Here is a 20254-nt window from a genome sequence, read left to right as displayed (position 1 = left end):
ATGGCTGGTCGGTGGGGGCGGCGCCAGGCGGGTAGAGCGGCCGCCGGGAGCCGCCTTCCCCGCTGATGCCCTGCCGAGCGCGGGAGGCATGACGCGTCACTCCTCCTGCTGCCTCGTTCGCGCGTCGATCCATGTCCGGATCGCCGACGTGGTCGTCTCCGCGTCCTCGCGCATCATCGTCAGGTGGTCGCCGGGGACGTCCACGACGTCGTGGGCCGGCGGCCACGACGTCCGCCATTCGTCCTGGTGCGCGGCCGCCATCGCGGGGGTGGGCCGCAGCGCGCGGACGAGGAGCGTGGGGGTGGTCAGCGGCTCGGGGTCCCAGCCGAGGAAGATCCGGTTGTAGGCGCCCACGGCGGCCAGGGCGGTGTCGTCGTCGCCGGGGACGGCGGGCCGTCCGATGGCCTGCGGAGGCGGGGCGGCCAGCGACAGCAGCCACTCCTTGCCGCTGTTGTCCGGCGTGATGTGGTAGGTGTCCAGCAGCACCAGACCGGCCGCCGCCCGGCCCATGCCCTCCAGCCGGTGGGCGATCAGGTGTGCCGCGTTGCCGCCCGCCGAGCGCCCCACGATCACGAAGGGACCGTCCCCGACGTGCCGTAGTACGTTCTCAGCCTGCGTGCGGGCCAGCGCGGCGCGGTCCTCCGGTACGGCGGCACCGGCGCCGATTCCGGGGTGCGGGAACTCCAGGACGTCCAGGGCATCCGGCCCTTCCCGGAAGGCTCGGTGGAAGCGAGGGAACTCTCCGCCGTCCGACGCCACCGAGGGGTGGTAGGCCGGGATGTAGACGAGGGTCGGCCTACCGGGGTCCGGGCGGCCGTGGGAACGGCGGATCGGCGGCAGGGCGTGCTCACTGCCTCGGGCGGCCGTGAAGGTGGGCAGGGCCCAGGACGCGGTGACGAGCAGGTGCATCGCCGCCACCGGTTGTCCCGAGGCGCTGACCGTCCGGAACAGTGAGGAGAGGGTGTACGCGGGCCGTTCGCTCCCTGCGCGCCCGGGGGCGGCCCGCTCGGGGTCCGTCCCCGGTGTGGCAGGTGTCTCAAGGGCTGCCGGTTGGCCGGTCGGACCCAGGGCGGCCGGTTCGGCGCTCGCGCCCGGGGTGGCCGCTCCGGTGCTCGTGCCGTCGGCGCTCGTGCCCGGGGTGGCGGATCCGCTGTACAGCAGACCGAGGAGATGGCGTGCCAGGTCCTCGGTCGTGCGGTACTCGAAGACCACGGCCGCCGACAGCTGGAGTTCGAGTGCCAGGCTCAGCCGGTTGCGGATCTGTACGGCGGTGAGGGAGTCGAAACCCAGCTCTGCGAGAGTCCGGCCGGCCGGGAGCGCGCCGGCGTGGGGGTATCCGAGTACGGCGGCCACGGCGGCGCGCAGCAGTCGTACGAGCGCCGCCTCGCGCGCCCCCGTCGGCAGTCGATCCAGCGGCTTCCTCCAGGCCCCCGGTTCCGGCGTCTCCTCCGAGCCGGGAGGCGAGCCGGACGGCGTCGCGGCGGCGGCCGGCCGACCGTGGCGCACGAGTCCGCTGAGCGGCGGAGGCAGGTGTCGCGCGCCGGAACGGAGCGCGTCCCGGTCGAGCAGCATCGGCGCCAGCACCGGCTCCGTCGAGCGCAGCGCGGCGTCGAACAGGGCCAGGCCCTGCTGTGTGGTCAGCGGCACGAACACGTCGCCCGGCATCGCGGGGCGTGCGCCCCGTGGGGGCCCGCCCGCCGCCATGCCGTCGGCGTGCTCCCACGGGCCCCACCCCAGCGAGAGCGCCGGCAGGCCGTCGGCCGTGCGACGGCGGGCGAGGGCGTCGAGGAACGCGTTCGCGGCCGCGTAGTTGCCCTGGCCCGCCCGGCCCAGCAGGCCGGAGACGGAGGAGAACAGGACGAACGCCGAGAGGGGCATGTCACGGGTCAGTTCGTGCAGATTCCAGGCCGCGTCGGCCTTCGGCCGCAGCACGGTCGCCATCCGCTCGGGGGTCAGCGAGTCCAGCACACCGTCGTCGAGGACCCCGGCGGCGTGCACGACAGCGGTCAGCGGCGGATCGCAGTGCTTGATCACCTCGGCCAGCGCGTCCCGGTCGGCCGCGTCGCAGGCGACCACGGTCACGCGTGCCCCCAGCTCCCCCAGTTCGCGTCGCAGTTCATCGGCTCCCGGCGCCCGGGGCCCTCGGCGACCGGTCAACAGGAGGTGCCGTACGCCGTGTTCGGTGAGCAGATGACGGGCGAGTTCCGCACCCAGCGCACCGGTGCCGCCGGTGATCAGCACCGTGCCGTCGGCACCGAAGTCCGGTGCCTCGGCCTTCGGCGCGGCCGCGACATCATGGGCCGGAACCAGTCGCGGAACCGTCACCCGGCCGTCCCGCACACGCAGTTGCGGCTCGCCGCTCGCGACCGCCGCGGCCAGGACCCGCAGCGACTCGGGCCGTTCGTCGACATCCACCACGACCACACGGCCGGGCACCTCCGACTGGGCCGCACGCACCAGTCCCCAGACCGCCGCGCCCGCCAGGTCCGGCGTCGGCGCGGTGGCATCCCTGGTCACCACGACCAGACGTGAGCCCGCCGAGTGCGGATCGTCCTGCCAGGACTGAAGCGTGTGGAGCACCCTGCTGGTCAGCTCGCGCACGGCGGCCGACGGATCGGGGTCGGCCGTACGGTCGAGCGCTGTGATCGCCGTGATGGCCGTGATCGGCGTGATCGGCGTAGAGGCTGTGGCAGGTGTACGCGCTCTGCTCTGCGGGGCGGCGGGCTCCCGGCTCGGGGCGGCCGGCAGGAATGCGGTGAGGTTCAGCGGGTCCGGGCCGATCACCCTCCACATGTGCTCATCGGTGTCGGCGTCTGTGTCCGTGCCCGTGTCGCCGGGGCGTTCGAGAGCGATCCAGTCCGGGCGCAGCAGAGCCCTTCGGGCGAGGTCGTCCGCCATGTCCGCCTGATGGACCGGGAGTTCCCTGGTGGCCAGGGAGTCCACGTGCGCCACGAGTCGGCCAGCCGGGTCGGCGAGGGTGAGCGAGACCGTGTGGGTTCCTGTCTTCCGCACCCGGACCCGCACGTCCGTCGCCCCGGTGGCGTGGAGGCTCACTCCGCTCCAGGCGAACGGCACCCGGACCGTGCTCGGGCCGGTGGGCTCGGCGAGCAGCGGCGCGTGCGACGCCGCGTCGAGCAGTGCCGGGTGGAGCCCGAAAAGGCCCGCTTCCGAGGCATGCGACACCGGCAGCCGGACCTCCGCGAAGACGTCGCCGTCGCGCCGCCAGAGGGCAGCGACCCCCTGGAAGGCGGGCCCGTAGGCGAGCCCGGCGTCGGCGAGGGCGGCATACGCTCCGGTGAGATCGAGTGCCTCGGCATCTTTCGGCGGCCATCGGGTGAGCTCGTCCGGCACGACCCCGACCCGGCCCAGCCGCCCGGAGACGTGCCTCACCCAGGGGGCGTCCTCGGCGGACCGCTCCGGTCGGGAGTAGATGTCGACCGGCCGTCGGCCCGCGTCGTCCGGCGCACCGACCACGACCTGGACGAGCGCCCCCGCCGATTCGGGCAGGGTGAGCGGTGACAGCATCACGAGGTCCTCGACCGCGCCGCAGCCCGTCTCGTCACCCGCCCGTACGGCCATCTCCACGAAGACCGTCGCCGGCACGAGCACCCTGCCGGCGATCACATGGTCCGCGAGCCACGGGTGGATGGCGAGGGACAACAGCCCGCTCAGCACGGTCCGTTCGGTGTCCGGTACGGGGAAGGCCGGCCCCAGGAGCGTCTGGGGGTCGGCCGCCGTCGGGTGCGGCGCGTCCAGCCAGTACCGCTGCCGTTGGAAGGCGTACGTCGGCAGGTCGACGCGTCGTGCTCCGGAGCCCGCGTACACCGCCGCCCAGTCGACCGGGGCGCCGGCGACATGCAGTCGGGCAACGGCGGAGAGGAGGGTCTCCGGTTCGTGTTCGCCACCACGGGTCGCCACGGCAAGGACGGTGCCGGAGGTGGGGGTGGGGGTGGGGTCAGCTGTGTCGGTGGCGGTGGCGAACGTGTCGGCCAGAGCATCGGCTGTCGCCGCGGTGAGAATCGGCCCCGGACCGAGTTCCAGGTAGGCGGAGACACCGTCGTCCGCGAGGTGGCGCACCGCGTCGGCGAAGCGCACGGGCTGCCGGACGTGCCGCGCCCAGTACTCGGGCGAGCAGAGGTCAGCGCCCTCGGCGAGCCGTCCCGTCACCGTGGAGACGATCGGAATGCGCGGCTGGTGGAAAGTCAACTGCCGTGCGACGTGGAGGAATTCGTCGAGCATGGGTTCCACCAGGGGTGAGTGGAAGGCGTGGCTCACTCGTAGCCGTACGGCTCTGCGTCCACGCGCCTCGAAGTCGGCCGCGACGGCGAGTACGGCATCCTCCGCGCCCGAGATCACCACCGAGCGGGGCCCGTTGACGGCTGCGATCGCTGCCGGGGGCGGCTCATGGGCGGAGGCGATCGCCGCGCGTGGCCCGGACGTGGACAGCGCCGCGAGCGCCTCCTCCTCGGTCGCGTCCAGAGCCACCATCGCGCCGCCTTCGGGCAACGCCTGCATCAGCCGGCCGCGAGCGGCGACGAGGGTCGCCGAATCGGCCAGATCGAGGACACCGGCGACGTGCGCGGCCGCCAGCTCGCCGACGGAGTGGCCGACGAGACGATCGGCTCCGACGCCCCACGACTCCAGCAGCCGGAACAGCGCCACCTCGAAGGCGAACAGTCCGGCTTGTGCGAAGTCCGTGCGGTCCATCAGAGCCGCCGACGCCGAGCCGGGCTCGGCGGACAGCACCGTGCTGAGCGGCTGCGGGAGACGGTCGTCCAGATGCCGGCAGACCTCGTCGAAAACCTCGGCGAAGACGGGGAAGGCGGCTCGCAGTTCCCTGCCCATGCCCGGGCGCTGGGCGCCCTGTCCGGTGAACAGGAAGGCCGTACGCGTCTGCGAGTCCGCCACCCCTCGCACGACCCCCGGTGTGTCCCGGCCCTCCGCGAGGGCGTGCAGCGCGTCCGCGATCCGGGCCGGGTCACCGGTCGGCACGACCGCCCGGTGCGCGAGGGCTCCCCGCCCGACCGCCAGCGAGTAACCGACGTCGCCGTGCGACAGGCTCCGCCGGTCCGCCACGTCGGCCGCGAGCCGTCGTGCCTGGGCGCGCAGGGCGGTGTCGTCGGCGGCGGAGAGCAGCCACGGAACCGGCGGGGCCACAGCCGCCTCCCGGTGCGTCGCCGTGTCACCGCTCTCCGGCGCCTCCTCCAGGATCACGTGCGCGTTGGTCCCGCCGATCCCGAAGGCCGAAACCCCCGCACGCCTCGGACGGTCCGAGGCCGGCCAGGGCCGGGCGGCGGTCAGCAGTTGCACTCGGCCCGAGGACCAGTCGACGTGCGGAGTGGGCGAGTCGGCGTGCAGGGTTCTCGGCAGTTCCCCGCGGCGCATGGCCTGCACCATCTTGATGACGCCGGCGACTCCGGCCGCCGCCTGGGTGTGCCCGAGGTTGGACTTGAGCGAGCCGAGCCACAGGGGCTGCTCGCGGTCCTGTCCGTACGTGGCCAGGAGCGCCTGCGCCTCGATGGGGTCGCCCAGCCTGGTGCCGGTGCCGTGGGCCTCCACCGCGTCCACGTCGGCGGCGCGCAGCCCCGCGTCCGTCAGCGCGCGCGTGATCAGACGTCGCTGTGCGGGGCCGTGGGGCGCGGTGAGCCCGTTGGAGGGGCCGTCGGAGTTGACGGCGGAGCCACGGAGCACGGCCAGGACCGGATGGCCGTGGCGGCGTGCGTCGGACAACCGCTCCAGGAGGACGAGGCCCACGCCCTCGCCCCAGGCCGTCCCGTCGGCCTGCGCCGCGAACGACTTGCAACGTCCCTCCGGGGACAGCCCGCGCTGCCGGCTGAAGGCGAGGAACGGCTTGGGCGTCGACATCACCGTGACCCCGCCGGCCAGCGCCAGCGAGCATTCGCCCGAGCGCAGCGCCCGCGCCGCCCAGTGCAGTGCCACCAGTGAGGACGAGCAGGCGGTGTCGATGGTGATCGCGGGCCCGCGCAGTCCGTAGGTGTACGAGATCCGGCCGGAGGCCACGCTGCCCGTCGAACCCAGGCCCAGGTGCGCCTCAAGCTCGTGGTGGCGGGTGAAGCGGCCGGCGTAGTCGCCGTGCATCACACCGACGAACACCCCCGTCTCGCTCTCCCGCAGCGACGCCGGGGCGATGCCGGCCCGCTCCCACACCTCCCAGGAGGTCTCCAGGAGCAGCCGCTGCTGAGGGTCCATCGCGAGCGCCTCGCGGGGCGCGATCCCGAACAGCCCGGCATCGAACTCGGCGGCGTGGTGCAGGAATCCGCCGTGTCGCGTGTATGTCGTTCCGATCCGGTCGGGATCGGGGTCGTACAGGGCGTCGAGGTCCCACCCTCGGTCGGCGGGGAACCCCGAGATGGCGTCCCCGCCCCGCGCCACCAAGTCCCATAGGTCATCAGGGGAGTTGACGTCGCCGGGATAGCGGCAGCCCATGGCGACGATCACAACGGGGTCGTCCTCGGACGACCGGTCCTGTGTTGCGTCCGGCAGGGGGTGGCTCCCGGGCTCGTCCCCGAACAGCGCGTCGCGCAGGTACCGTGCCACGTCGGTCGGCGTCGGGCGGTCGAAGACCAGAGTCGTCGGCAGGCTGAGCCCGGTGAGGGTGTCCAGCCGGTCCAGCAGTTCGACCGCGCCGGCGGACGTCATTCCGAGATCGGCGAACGGGCTGTCCGCATCGGACGGATCGTCCGGCGTGTGCCGGCAGATCTCGGCGGTCTCGGTGAGCACCACCGCGCGGAGCGCGCGCTCCTGGGCCTCGCGCGGGAGAGGACGGAGTCGCTCGCGCAGGGCGGTGCGGGTGCGGCGGGCGGCACGAGCGGTTTGGGCAACATGGGCCGCATGCCCGCCCTCGGCCTCGACCGGGAGGTCCGCGATCGAGGTTGCCGGAGTCGCCGACGGCGGGGCGGTGGCGGCCGGTTCACGCAGCTCGCGCAGATCGTGCAGCTGGTGTCGGGCGATCTTCCCGGAGGCGGTGCGCGGGACGGCGGGGATCTCGCGGATGCTGGTCGGCACTTTGTAGTCGGCGAGCAAGGTCCGGCACTCGGCGAGCACCCGCCGTGTGTCGACCCCGTCCGGGCCCGGTACGACGAAGGCGACCGGCACCTCGCCCAGCACCTCGTGCGGCACTCCCACGGCCACGGCGTCGGAGACGCCGGGACACCGCAGGAGCGCCTGCTCGATCTCCGTCGGGTGGATGTTCTCCCCGCCCCGGATGATCAGCTCGCTGACCCTGCCGGTGAGCCTGAGATGGCCGTGCTCGACACGGCGGCCGAGGTCGCCGGTGCGGTACCAGCCGTCCCGCAGCGCGGCGGCAGTCGCCTCGGGCTGCCCGTGGTACCCGGCCATCAGGCTCGGCCCCCGTACCCAGACCTCGCCCTCGGCCCCGTCCGAAACGTCCGCGCCGCTGCCCGGGTCGACGACACGCACGTCCATGCCCGGTACGGGCGGCCCGCAGGAACCCTCCACCCTGGGCCCTTCCGGACGGTTCACCGCGATCATGCCGCAGGTCTCGGTACTGCCGTAGGCGTCCAGCAGCGGCGCGCCCAGCCTCTCCTCCACGGCCGCGCGCAGTACGGGACCGCTCGGCGCGCCGGCCACGACACACATTCTTAGCGCGTGAGGCGCCTCACCGTCGGAGTCGACGAGCCGGTGGTACGTCGCCGGTACGCCGGCCAGGACGGTGATGGGCCCGCCGAGCTCCTCGCGCGCCGTGAGCAGTTCCTGCCGCAGACCGCCCGGCGCCGACAGCTCACCGGCGATTCGGGCGGTCGCGCCCACGGCCGTCACGCCCAGGATCGCCAGCGAGTGGCCGAAGCTGTGGAACAGCGGCAACGGCCAGAGCAGCCGGTCGTCAGGGGAGAGACCGAAGATCGGGGCGTAGCAGGCAGCCACGGACCACAACGCCGTCCGCTGCGTCGACAGCACGCCCTTGGGCCGGTGCGTGGTGCCGGAGGTGTAGAGCATCCAGGCCGGATCGTCGAGGCCGAGCAGGTCGATCTCCGCGTCCTCGCCACTCTCGCCGCTCTCGGCGGCGTTACTGAACAGCGGTAAGCCGCCCGGAGTCGGGCCCGGGCCCGACTCCGTGATCAGGACGCCCAAGCGGTCGTACGGCGGCCCCAGGCGCGTCAGTTGTGCGAGGTGCGCGACGTCCGTGATGACGAAGGCGGCGCCACTGTCCTGGAGGAAGTGGGCCAGCTCGGCGTCCGAGGAGCGCGGGTTGAGCAGGACACCGACCATCCCGGCGCGCAGGACGGCGAGGCAACTCTCCACCGTCTCCACGCGGTTGCCGAGACAGATGGCGACGCGGTCACCGGCGCGCAGTCCCGTCCGGGTGAGATGACCGGCCAGCGAACGGGTACGCCGCTCCAGTTCGGCATAGCTGACGCTGCGCGACGGATCGGAGTACGCGACCCGCTCCCCCGCCGACTCCGCATGCTCCCTCAACAACTCCGGCAACGCCCGGATCAGCCCGTCACGCCCCACGCCCCGCCTCCCCAACCCCCGCGTGTCGCAATGAGGTTGAGCCTACGTGGGTCGACAGCAGTACGGACCTCCACCCTTGAGCCCCTCGGGCCTCGCTCCCCTCCTCTTCGCGTACGCGGCGCACGATCACGCGAACCTTGCTGCGCTGTCCGGGGCGTCCAGCAACCCACCTTCTGCCACTCGAAGTTGCGGTTCCCTGCACGACAACAATGACTCGTTCAACTCTGTTCACAAACGCATCGCGTGGATACCGTTGCGCGCGTGTCGATTCGGGGGACGCGGTGGGCAGGTCTGGTCGGTGCGGTGTGGGCGTCGCTGGCCACGATACTCAGCGTGCTTCCGCCATGGGCGACCCTCCGGGAGGGCACCCCTCAGGAGCGCGCGTTCTTGGGAGGAAAGGGCCTGGAGCAGCACGTCGAGGGCGTGATCAATCCGGTCGCGGGGTTCTACCTGATCGCAGCTCCCTTGTGGTCCTACATTGCCTTCGTTCTCGCGACGACGCTGGCGGTACAGGGCCGCTGGACCCGGTTCGTGGCCGCTGTCGGCGTGCTGCTGCCCACTGCGGTACTGGGCACCGTCCTGATCACGGAAGCCTTCGACGAAGCGGCCTTCGGTGAGCCGTACGAGACACAGCGAGCCAGGATCTACGCGACGGTGATCGCCGTGCTGCTGACCCTGATCCTCGCCGCCGTGGTCGCTCTGCTCTGCCGTGCGTACCGGTTCTACCGCTGGTTCGTCGCCCTCTTCCTCATCGGACTCGGCCTACTGCATCTCTGCGCGTTCGGCATCATCGCGCCCGGTCTGACCTCCGATGTGCATCTGACGGTGTTCGCATGGCTTCCTGGCGCCGGCTACCTCCTCGCCGGCGCCTTCGCCACGGTGGCGGCAGGCGCTCCTCCGGCCTCGGACGCGCACCCGCCCCCCACCAGGCTGCCGGTCACTCCCCGCACGGACCCCGGCCCACATGACGCGGCGCCCGAGCAGCAGTTGAAGTCCCTGCTCGTGTGCGGGGTGCTGGGCGTCCTGATGGCCGCCACGGCGACGCTCGTGGCAGCCACCGCGGACGCCGACCAGAGTGTCCGGATTCCCGACAGCCCCGGCTTTCCCACCCTTCCCGGCCTACCGACCGGCAGCCCGCTGCCCAGTGCGCCGCCGGGGGCCCCGGAACTGCCGGGTCTGCCGCAGGCTGCCCCAGCCGCCTCGTCGGCACCGGGTGGTGTGCGATGACGATGAGCCCAGCCGTCGAAGCAATGCCCAGAGCCGCCGACCGCGACCACAGAATGCGCAGCGCACTCGTGATCGCCGCACTGATGTCTGCCGCCTACGGGGTGGAACTCCTCATCGACCTCGCCCGGCCGAAGATCGACGATTCCGACCCGGCGATCGGACTGTTCTCGCCCCTGATTCCAACCCTGCCGCGCGTGGTGCTGTGGAGCGTCGTGGCCGGCTGGGCCGTGGTGCTCCTTGCCGGAGCGGCCATGGCCCTCCAGCACGTCACCAAGAACACCCCCCGGACGCGGGAACGGCGTACCCGCGGCGTACAACTGGTCGTGCTCGCCGCACTTTTGCTCCCCTTCAGCGTCTTCCCCGCATGGACCATGCTCGACAACACGACCGCGCTGCTGGTCTGCGTGCCCAGCACCGGCTCAGCCCTGTGGGCCGTCCACCGTATGCAGCGCTACCGGCGCGTGCCCGGCCGGTTGTTGCTCGCGACGTTCACCTGGGGCGTGTTCGTCGCCTGCGGGTTCGGCAGCAGCATGAACATCTGGTACATGGACTACGCGCCCTATTACTTCGGGGACGCGGGGAACGTTCTGGAGATCCGGCACCAGGTCATGACGGGGGCGTTCTTCCACGCAGGTGTCTTCGAGGAACTCGGGAAGGGCGCCGGGGTCGCGATCGTCTGCATCCTGTTCCGGCGCCACGTCGACGGCGTGGTCTCCGGCGTCGTCCTGGGTGCGGCGACCGGGCTGGGGTTCAACTTCGCTGAGACGGTCGAGTACATGGGAGCAGCGAGCGCCGCTCCCGAGTTCCAGTACTGGATGCGGCAGACCGTCGGTCTGATGGCCGCGCACACGGCGTTCGCGGCGATCTTCGGTGCCGGCCTTGGCCTGGCCAGACAACTGAACGATGCCCGCTCGCGGCGCATCGCTGTCCTCTGCGGCTTCGTGGCCGCCTCGGGTGCGCATGCCGCCAGCAATGTCTTCTTCCGCTGGGCCGGACGGTTGAAGCAGGACATCGACGCGGACCCCGTCGGCGACGCCCTCTTGTTGCAGCCCCTTGTGCTGCTCGTCTTCCAGGGACCGTTCGTCGCTCTGTACTTGATGATGCTGCGCCGCGGCCTACGAGAGCAGGCCGCCGGACTCGCCGACGTACTCGCCGTGGAAACGGCGTCGGGGGGTGGGGCGATCACCGACGTCGAGGCGTCTGTTCTGCTGAGCCCCGCCCGCCGGCTCTGGCTGAAGATCACGGTATTGCGGCGGTACGGAATCGCCGCGTACAGAAAGATCACCGCGCTGCACGCCGCCCAACTCGACCTCGCCACCGATCTGTGGCACCGGTCCCGCGGGCAGGCGGATCGGTGGGCTCCCGACGAGCAGGTTCTGCGCCGTCGCATTCTGGATCTGAAGGGCGCCGTCCTCATCCCGGATGTCGAGCGGAAATCGGTGGAGGCACGAGCATGATCAAGAGAATGATCACTCGTCACGCGGCCGTGCTCAGCACCGCACTGGTCCTCCTGATGGTCTCGCCGGACTCCGCCACGGCCTGCGGCATCAGTTATGAAGGTGGAACCCCGTCGCCCGCTGAGGGCTGCGGCGAAACGGCAGTCGCGGTGGGTGCGGCTGCCGTCATGGTGGCGGCGGGGGTCGCGGCGGTTGTCGTGGCCATACGCAGTTTCCTGCTCGGAGCCATGTCCGCGGAGGATCTACGGAACTGTCTCAATGCTCTGCAGACCCAAGAACTGTGGTCGGCGCTGGGGCGCGCGGATGCGACCGGCGAACCCCTCGCACCTGCGCTCCTACAGAGTCGAAGGCTTGAGGAGTTGGCTGGCCGGGCAGCCGCGCACAGCCAGGCCGGGCGGGCCACAGAGGCAGCCGAAGCCGCCGAGGAGGTCGCCGCGCGGCTTCAGGAGCCCATCAGTCGGACGGCGCAGGCCTTGAGCTCCGCCGGCCAGGCCGTGGACAACGCCAAGACGTCCCTGAGCGAGGCTGATCCAGACATCGCAGCAGTGCGGGCTGCGGCAATGTCTCCCACCGGGGCCGAAGCAGCCCAGGCTCGTGAGCAGGCCGAGGTTGCCGAAGCGCTGCTGAAGTCGGCACGAGGCGCCCTCGCCGAGGCGGGCGCCACACTGACCGAGGCAGAGCGGGCCCAGCAACAGGCAAACGCACACCACCAGGAAGTCGCCCGAGTCGCTGTCATGCTTCGCTCCGCAGCGACCGCCGCAACCGGCAGTGCTCCGGCTGAGGCGGCGAGCCTTCCGCCCACCGTACGTGCCGTGACCCACCAGCTCAGCACCGCCGCACAGCAATCGGTGGAGGCCCTCACCCTGGCATCCGCCGTGCGTGACCGCCTGGCGCTGGCCGACCATCTCACCGCACAGGCACGAGCGGCGACAGCCCTGGAGCCGATGCAGCAACACGCCGGCGCAACAGACGCCTTCTCGTCGGCCGCCCGCGACACCATCTTGGCGGAGGCCGCGGACGCGGCAGCGAAGATTCACCTACCGGACCGCATCCCCGCCTTCGACGCGGCTCGCAACGCGACCGCCCGAGCCCACGAACTCGCGTACACGGCAACCCAGGCAGCAGTGCAATACCGCGCCGTCGGCTCGCCGTCCGCAGAACTCGAAGCGGCGGCGGGAAGCCTGGCGCAGGGGACCAGGGCGATGACCGAGCAGAGCGACGTGATCCGACAGGGCACCGGCGAACGGGTACGGAAGAGTGCACACGATCTTCAACGCACCGCGAGCGACGTCGTCCGGACGGCTGCCCAAGTTGCCCATCTCATCCCGCCGTCGGCCGAGAGACAGGGAATGTTCGGCGCGACGTCTCACGACGCGGTGAACTCGCTCGCGCGCGAACTTGGTTTCGAGCTCCTCAATGTCGCCGGCCAGGTCCCGCGCATCGGTTCGGGTTCCATGGAAGCCGCACGTTTCCTCCGGGCGGCCCGCGGTGGCCGGGCCGGCCTGGAACAGGCCCGAGCCATGGTGGCACCGGGCCCACCGCCACGCCCCGAGGCTAATCCGCTCCGCCGGGTGGAGGAGGTGTCCGAAGTATTGGCCTTCGGGGAGAGCTTCGCACCGCACGGCGCTCTGGATCCCGACACCGACTATCAGGCCCGGCACGAGCACGGCGACGGTCAGAGCTATCAGGCCGTCTATCGGACCGATATGCAGGGAGAGATCGCAGAGATCTGGACTCCTTCCGGGCACCAGATCCATGCGGGAGCGGCTCCAGGAACGAGGGTGGTGCCCAATCCCGAACTGCAGGCCCCACGGCCGAACTGTGTTTACCACGTCGATGATCGCTTCACCTTTGTCACGGACGCCCGCGGACGAACGGTGCTGGCCACCGGAACGGTGAAGCACGGGGGCGCAGCCCGCTACGACACACAGACAGCTGTCGGGCATCAGGGAAATCAGGAGTTCCCGGAGGTCACATTCAATGGCGGGCACCTCTTCGCGGCGGAGTTCGGTGGACCGGGCGAGAACATCAATCTCGTTCCGGAGATGCAGAACCTGAACCAGGCGGTGAAGACCCCGGAACGACCGGTGCGGAATTTCCTGGAGAACTGGAGGCGCTTCGAGCAGGAACTGGGCGGTCGCATCAGGAACGGCCAGGAGGTCCACCTCACCGTGGAGCTGCCACGATTCGGCACGTCCCGCACGCCCAGCGGCTTCCTCGCCACCTACGTCGTGAATGGCGTACGCCAGCCGCCGCGCCCCTTCGTCAACTTCCCTCAGTCCTCGACCACCCCGGGCACCGCCACTCCTCACCTTCCTGCGTCCCCGCACTGAGTGCGCCCGCTGTCGGCTCGTGGACGCCGATCGACCGTGGGGGATGGAGTGGTGTGGGGCTCGGCGGCAGCGCAGGCGTACGGCGATGTGCGTCCGCGCCGAGAGACGGCCATCGAGGCGCCCTTCCGCACCTGCCCGGCCGGCGCCACTCGGGAGCTCGGGGCGAGACCTCTAGGTCAACGCTCGAAGCCGTCGGGGCGGGTCCAGTGGAGGGTGACGTCCCGGCTGAAGTCGACCGTATATTCGGCGAGTCCGCCGCGAGGCTGGTGTCGTGTCAGCGGCGGGACATGTAGAGCTCCAGGGCCTTGCGCAGGACCCTGCTGAGGGGGTAGTCCCACTCGCCGAGGTATTCGACGGCCTGGCCGCCGGCGCCGGCCTTGAAGCGGAGCAGGCCCAGCAGGTGGTTGTCCTCTTCCAGCGTGTCGGTGATGCCGCGGAAGTCGTAGACACTGGCTCCGAGCGCGTGAGCGTCGGTCATCATCCGCCACTGGATGGCGTTGTTCGGCTGGACCTCGCGCTTACGGTTGGTGGAGGCGCCGTAGGAGTACCAGACGTGCTCGCCGACGGTCAGCATCGTGGCGGCCGCGAGCACCTCGCCGTCGTGATGGGCGAGGTAGAGGCGCATCCGGTTGTCGTCCTCGGCCCGCAGCGCGGTCCACATCCGCTGGAAGTAGGCCAGGGGACGCGGGATGAACCGGTCCCGTTCGGCGGTCTCGACGTAGATGTCGTAGAAGGCAGGCAGGTCCTCGTAACCACCTTGGACGACCTTGACACCGGCCTTCTCCGCCTTCTTGATGTTGCGCCGCCACTGCTGATTGAAGCCTCGTTGGATTTCCTCCAGCGACCGCCCGGCGAAGGGAACCTGGAACACATAGTGCGGCTGGCCCGCGGCGAAGCCGTCCTCGCCACCGGGCTCGGTCTGCCGCCAGCCCGACCGGCGCAGCCGTTCCGCGATGTCGAAGGCCCCTTCCTCCTGGACGGTGGCCTCGACGTCCCGCAGTCGCCGGGCCTGTGGGTCGGCGATCGCGGCCTTGACCGCGTCGGCGCTCCAGCGGCGGGCGACGACGGGCGGCCCCATCTTCACCGAGAACGCCCTCTGCTTCTTCAAGTACGCGAGCATCGGGTCGAGCCATCGCTCCAGATCTGCCGCAGCCCAGTCGATGACCGGTCCCTCGGGCAGATAGGCGAGGTACCGCCTCAGTTTCGGCAGCGGCCGCAGCAGCACCAGCCCGGCCCCGACGAGACGGTCGTCCCCGTCGAACCAGCCCAGGCTCTCCGCCCGCCAGTCCGGCTTCACATCACCCCACGAGGGAACCTGCATGTGACTCACCGAGGGCCGGGCCATGACGAAGGCCAGATGTTCCTCGCGGGTGATCGCCTTCAGGCGATAGCTCATGCGCCGTGCTCCTTTGTTCGGCGCACCAGCCTACTGAGGCATCGTCATGTCGAGGTCTCTCATACACATGGTGTCGTCGCATACGCGGCAGAAGCGGACTGCTCTGGAAGAACACCGATCCTGGTCGCTGCGGTGCGTGCGGTTGCGCTTCCCCTTCACGCCGTCGACGAGCGCCCCCTTCTCGGGCGTGATGCGGCAGTGAATCGGAAGTGCATCGAGCGCATAGGGTGTCGGCATGTCGCTGAGCCACATAGTCCTCTCGTCCGGTCGCTCGATCGAGCTCACCGAACTGCGGATGTCCTCGACCTATGGGGGGATGCTGGAGGGCTACCCGTGCAAGCGCGTCAACGACTGGAAGGTCGGTGGCCTCCAACGGGAGGCCGAACGCGCGTTTCCCTCCGCGCCGGTCCATCTTGTCGCGCCTCCCCGCGAGTATCCGGATGCGACCGCCGGCCCCTTCGGCCCTGTCGAGGTGCTGCCCTCAGTGGCTTGCATCGGCGTTTTCAGCTCGACAGCGATCGATCCTGAGCTCGATCCGGTGCTGCATCACTCCGTTCTCAGCGTGGCCTGGTTCCAGCCCGCCCCGCAGGTACCGTCGGGCGAGGACGCTGATCATGCTCTTCGCGGCATTCGCTGGGAAGAACTGGCCCGGGACCAGGAGCTGTAGCGACACGTCCTGATCACCGCCATGCGTTGACGGCCGCGACGAGGACGGTCGCCTCGAAGTCGAAAGCTGGTGTGCGGAACGCCTCGGTAGTACGAGCCGAAGCGCATCCGCATCCGCGACTGCCTGCACCTGCACCGGTGCCTGGACCCTCCCTCTCGGACAGCGTCACCTCGACTCGCCCGACGCGGGCGGCCCGGCCTACTGGGGCAACAATGCGACGGCCGCGGCCCTGCGCCGGGCCGTCAGGAAGAGGCCTGCCGCCACGACGGCCGAGGCGAGGCCGAGCAGGCCCACGGCGGCGGCCAGGGTGCCGAGGGCGGACTTGGCCGCGATCAGCACCAGGGGGCAGATGAACTGGCCGATGAAGAAGGACGCGGTCCACAGGCCGGTGCCCCGGCCGCGGTCGGCGAAGTCCAGCTTGGACATGGCGATGGTGAGCAGGGAGGGCAGCAGGAGACCGGTGCCGAGGCAGTTGAGTACGGCGCCGACGATCAGCAGCGGCGCGCTGTCGGCGAGCCACATCACCGCGAACCCGGCCGCGCACAGGGCAAAAACGAGTGGCAGCCGCGGCCCCGGGGCCCCGCGCAGCTTGGCGAAGGTGACCGCACCGGCCACGGTGGCGGCGCTGGCGATCGCTGTGGCCAGCCCGATCACGCTGGTCGCCGTCACGTCGAGGTCGTCCAGCAGGTAGGACATCTCCACCGGGACGGTGTAGAAGACGAGAGCCCCGAACACGGTGAGCCCGCAGATCCCGGCCAACTGCCGGAAGGGGAACGGACGCTTCGGGGCGACCCCGGTGCCCGTGCTCTCCCCGGCCTCGGCCCCGGCCTCGGTACCGGTGGCCGCGGTCGGCTTCGGCAGCCCGATGGCCATGAGCGGGGCGATGAGCAGGCTGACGGCGTAGATCCAGAACGGGGTCCGCCAGCCGGCCGACCCGGCGGCACCGCCGATGACGAAGAAGGCGGTCGCGGAGGCGGAGGCGCACATGGTCTGGAGGGCGAGGTAGCGGTCCCGTACCCGACCGCTGTAGTAGTCGCCGATGAGCGTGGTGCAGCAGGTCATGATGGCTGCCTCGGCGACACCGACCAGGGCGCGGCTGGCCACGATGGCGCCCAGCGACTCCAGCCACAGCGGGGCGGTGCCGAAGAGGGCGTACAGGACGGTCGCGGCGATCAGCAGGCGCTTGCGGCCGAGCCGGTCGACGATGACGCCCGCGAAGGGTGCCAGCAGGCCCAGCGCCAGGGCCGGGACGGTGAGGGCCATCGGGACCAGGGCGCCCGCGCCGGGCACGGTGGCGAAGTGGTCCTGCATCTTGGGCAGCACGGGGGCGATCAGGACGGCCCCGAGGATCGGCAGACAGCTGCCGGCCATGAGGAGGGAGACGCGCAGTCGGTGCGCGGCACCGGACGGCGGAAGGATCGCACCGGGCGACGGCACCGGATTCGCGTCCACGGGCGGGGACGACGGCGACGGCGACGGCGACGGCGACGGCGCTGGCACGGAAGGGGGCATGCGGGAACTCCATGGGGCGAGGGAGAGGCGGGCACGCCACCGGGGAACAGACACCCCGAGAAAAGGAGCGTGCGCAGGAACTGCGGTCGACTATGGGTGAGGGACCCGGCCCTGCCTAGCCTCTGTCCGATCGATCTACCGGATCGCGGCCATCCTTGTCGTGGATGGTCTCCGCGACCCGTGCCGCCGTCTCCCGCAGCCACATGTGCGCCGCGTCGTGCGTGTGGACCGGGTGCCACCACAGGGCTTCCCGGAGGGGGACGGCGTCGTAGGGCGGTTCCACGACCCGTACCGGGACGAGGCCGTCGAGCCGGTCGGCGAGACGCCCCTGGATGAGGGCGACGCGGCGCGTCCCGGCAACCAGAAGGGGCATCAGCTGGAAATTGTCGACGGAGACTTCGACGCGCGGCTCGATGCCGAGCATGCCGATCTGGCGGGCGGCGGGTGCGTCGTACGTGCGCTGGTACGTCACCCACGGCAGGCGGGCCAGGTCGTCGAGGGTGAGGTGCTCGCCGACCTCGGGATTGTCGTCGGCGACGAGGTAGACCCAGCGGTCGCGGTAGAGCTCGACGGTGGGGAAGTCGCTGATGATGCCGTGCGGCAGCAGCAGTCCGTCGGCGGTGCTGAGCAGCGTGGTGATGTTCTCCGTGATGTCCGTCGGGGCCTGCTTGAACCGGAGCCGAATGCCTGGTGCCTCGGCGTGCACCATACGGGCGAGTTCGGCGCCGAAGACGGCCACCGCGTAGTCGGAAGCGATCAGCGTGAATTCATGCTCCTCGTGGGCGGGGTCGAAGTCGGCCTGGCTGGTGAAGACACGTTCGAGCAGGTCACAGGCGGCGGCGGTGCGGTCGAGGAGGGCCAGGCCGAGGGCGGTCAGTTCGTAGCCTCCGCCGACCCGGGAGAGCAGGTCGTCGTCGAAGTGGCGGCGCAGCCGTGCCAGGGCGGCGCTCATCGCGGGCTGACTGAGGCCGATGCGTCGGCCGGCTCTGGTGACGTTGCGCTCCTCCAGGAGGGCGCGCAGGGCGACGACGAGGTTGAGGTCGAGGCTGGCCAGGTTCACGAGATGCCCCCGGTGCGGAGTGGAGAACGGAGCCGAGGCATTCGCCACCTGGATGTGGATCATCCGAGGAATCGATTTCCCCGATCGCAACTTACCCGCCAGATTGGTGGCACCGCAATCGGGAGGACATCTCCGTGAAACCCGCAGCCACCTCGGCGCCCCTCTTCACCGGCCCCTTCGCCCTCGGCACCTTCTCCGCCCCGGGCCGGGCCCCGTCCGCAGGACTGGTGCTCCCGGACGGCAGGGTGTTGGACCTGCGTACGACCGTCCTCGCGCTCCTGGAGCGCTGGGACGAGGAACTGCCGCGCCTGCACGGTCTCGCGGGCGATCCGGCCGGTGACTGGCGCTCGCTCGACGACCTGAACGTGCACGCGCCCGTCGCGCCCCGACAGATCTTCCAGTCCGGCGCCAACTACCGGCAGCACGTCATCGACCTGGAGGTCGCGCACCGCGCACCCGACGACCCGCGCACCGTCGAGGAGGCCCGCGCGGAGATCGCGGCGATCATGGACCGGCGGGCCGCCGAGGACCTCCCGTACGTCTTCATCGGACTGCCGACGGCGATCACCGGCCCGTACGACGACGTCGTACTGCCCTCCTGGGCCAGGAAGCCCGACTGGGAGCTGGAGCTGGCCGCGGTGATCTCCCGTCCCACCCACCGGGTCACGGCGGAGGAGGCGTTGGAACACGTCGCGGGCTACACCATCGCCAACGACCTCACCGACCGGTCCACCGTCTTCCGCCGGGACATGCCCGCCATCGGCACCGACTGGCTGCGCTGCAAGAACGCGCCCGGCTTCACCCCGCTCGGCCCCTGGATCGTTCCGTCCGAATCCATCGCCGACCCGTCCGACCTGCGGGTCACCCTGAAGCTCAACGGCGAGACCATGCAGGACGAATCCACCAAGGACATGATCTTCGGCGTGGCGCGGATGGTCTCCTACATCTCCGAGACCGCCCAACTCCTGCCCGGTGACCTGGTGTTGACCGGCAGCCCCGCCGGAAACGGCATGCACTGGGGCCGGCTGCTGCGCGACGGCGACGTGATGGACGGCTCTGTCACGGGACTCGGTGCCCAGCGCACCCGCTGTGTCACGCGGGAGGCATCATGATCGACCACACGACCGTGCCTGACGCGAAGGACGCCGAGGGTGCGATCGCCGCGGCTGCCAAGGCATACTCGAACTGGGGCCGTTGGGGTGAGGACGACGTCCTCGGCACGCTCAACTTCCTGGACGCCGGGAAACGCCGCGAGGGCGCGGCGCTCGTCCGTGACGGCGTCAGCTTCTCGCTCTCCCAGCGCTTCGACATGGACGGCCCGCAGAAGGGCTGGCGGCGGCGTACGAATCCGGTGCACACCATGCTCGACACCGGCACCGACGCCGCCCTGGGCAACCAGGGCTTCCCGCACGGCATCGGCGGTGCCGACGACGTGATCGCGATGCCGCTGCAGTGCTCCACCCAGTGGGACGGCCTCGGCCACATCTTCGACCATGGCAAGGCATGGAACGGGCGGGCCGCCGAGAAGGTCGTCACCTCCGACGGCGACCTCGTCACCGGCATCGAGCACATGGCGCCGTACGTGGCCGGGAGGGGCGTCCTCCTCGATGTGGGCCTGGTCGTCGGCAAGGACGGCGAACTGCCCGACGGCTTCGCCATCACCGAGCACCACCTGACCGCCACCGCCGAGGCGCACGGCGTCGCCGTCGGCCGCGGCGACCTCGTCCTCGTCCGCACCGGACGGCTGGCACGCGCCAGGCGCGACGGCTGGGGCGAGTACGCGGGCGGCGCCTCGCCCGGACTGAGCTTCACCACCGCGGGCTGGCTGCACCGCAGCGAGATCGCCGGTATCGCCACCGACACCTGGGGCTTCGAGGTCCGACCCAACGAGTTCGACCATGCCTTCCAGCCGCTGCACCAGGTCGCCATCCCCAACATGGGTCTGCTCATCGGCGAGATGTGGGACCTCGACGCCCTCGCCGACCACTGCGCGGCCGACGGGCGGTACGAGTTCTGGCTCACCGCCGCGCCGCTGCCCATCACCGGAGCCGTCGGCTCCCCCGTGAACCCGATCGCCGTCAAGTAACGCCCGGTACCGGCCGAGTG

The 20254-nt window shown here is 71.0% G+C and carries 10 protein-coding genes; 6 read left to right on the top strand and 4 right to left on the bottom strand.

The window, feature by feature from the left end:
- Positions 1 to 96: 96 nt before the first annotated feature.
- Entirely contained in the window at positions 97 to 8496 is an 8400-nt protein-coding gene (locus STRBO_RS0122180; protein ID WP_005473642.1) for a type I polyketide synthase, read from the bottom strand.
- Positions 8497 to 8883: 387 nt separating this feature from the next.
- Here STRBO_RS0122180 and STRBO_RS0122175 point away from each other — a divergent pair, with 387 nt between their 5' ends.
- Genes STRBO_RS0122175 through STRBO_RS0122165 form a run of 3 tightly spaced genes read left to right on the top strand, consistent with a single transcriptional unit; the run spans position 8884 to position 13513 of the window.
- Positions 8884 to 9723 (top strand): hypothetical protein, encoded by an 840-nt coding sequence (locus STRBO_RS0122175; protein WP_005473644.1) that lies wholly within the window; start codon positions 8884 to 8886, stop codon positions 9721 to 9723.
- Positions 9720 to 11180 (top strand): PrsW family intramembrane metalloprotease, encoded by a 1461-nt coding sequence (locus STRBO_RS0122170; protein WP_237547490.1) that lies wholly within the window; start codon positions 9720 to 9722, stop codon positions 11178 to 11180. The genes STRBO_RS0122175 and STRBO_RS0122170 overlap by 4 nt, the downstream gene beginning before the upstream one ends.
- On the top strand, positions 11177 to 13513 hold the full coding sequence (locus STRBO_RS0122165) for a DNA/RNA non-specific endonuclease (protein WP_005473648.1): 2337 nt from the start codon (positions 11177 to 11179) through the stop codon (positions 13511 to 13513). The genes STRBO_RS0122170 and STRBO_RS0122165 overlap by 4 nt, the downstream gene beginning before the upstream one ends.
- A 274-nt stretch (positions 13514 to 13787) precedes the next feature.
- On the opposite strand, the gene STRBO_RS0122160 is transcribed toward STRBO_RS0122165, so the two are convergent.
- A complete protein-coding gene (locus STRBO_RS0122160) occupies positions 13788 to 14909 on the bottom strand; it encodes a lipid II:glycine glycyltransferase FemX (protein WP_005473650.1) in 1122 nt (373 codons plus the stop codon).
- Positions 14910 to 15144: 235 nt separating this feature from the next.
- On the opposite strand from STRBO_RS0122160, the gene STRBO_RS0122150 reads away from it, so the two are divergent.
- Positions 15145 to 15576: a hypothetical protein gene (locus STRBO_RS0122150; protein ID WP_020114781.1), complete on the top strand. Its 432-nt coding sequence runs from the start codon at positions 15145 to 15147 to the stop codon at positions 15574 to 15576.
- Positions 15577 to 15774: 198 nt separating this feature from the next.
- Here STRBO_RS0122150 and STRBO_RS0122145 read toward each other — a convergent pair whose 3' ends face one another.
- Complete coding sequence (locus STRBO_RS0122145) at positions 15775 to 17088, bottom strand: MFS transporter (RefSeq protein WP_005473661.1); 1314 nt, start codon at positions 17086 to 17088, stop codon at positions 15775 to 15777.
- 115 nt (positions 17089 to 17203) lie between these two features.
- Complete coding sequence (locus tag STRBO_RS0122140; protein WP_037627912.1) at positions 17204 to 18148, bottom strand: LysR family transcriptional regulator; 945 nt, start codon at positions 18146 to 18148, stop codon at positions 17204 to 17206.
- Positions 18149 to 18282: 134 nt separating this feature from the next.
- On the opposite strand from STRBO_RS0122140, the gene STRBO_RS0122135 reads away from it, so the two are divergent.
- Together STRBO_RS0122135 and STRBO_RS0122130 are read left to right on the top strand one after the other, a co-directional pair.
- Positions 18283 to 19260 carry a fumarylacetoacetate hydrolase family protein gene (locus STRBO_RS0122135; RefSeq protein ID WP_005473664.1) on the top strand — a complete coding sequence of 326 codons (978 nt, stop codon included), beginning with the start codon at positions 18283 to 18285 and terminating at the stop codon, positions 19258 to 19260.
- Complete coding sequence (locus STRBO_RS0122130) at positions 19257 to 20234, top strand: cyclase family protein (RefSeq protein WP_005473665.1); 978 nt, start codon at positions 19257 to 19259, stop codon at positions 20232 to 20234. Before STRBO_RS0122135 ends, STRBO_RS0122130 begins: the two co-directional genes overlap by 4 nt.
- Positions 20235 to 20254 lie beyond the last annotated feature (20 nt).

Source organism: Streptomyces bottropensis ATCC 25435 (assembly GCF_000383595.1).
GTDB lineage: Bacteria > Actinomycetota > Actinomycetes > Streptomycetales > Streptomycetaceae > Streptomyces > Streptomyces bottropensis.
The sequence above is the reverse complement of the archived record's forward strand: the minus strand, read 5'-3'. Positions and strand labels throughout refer to the sequence as shown.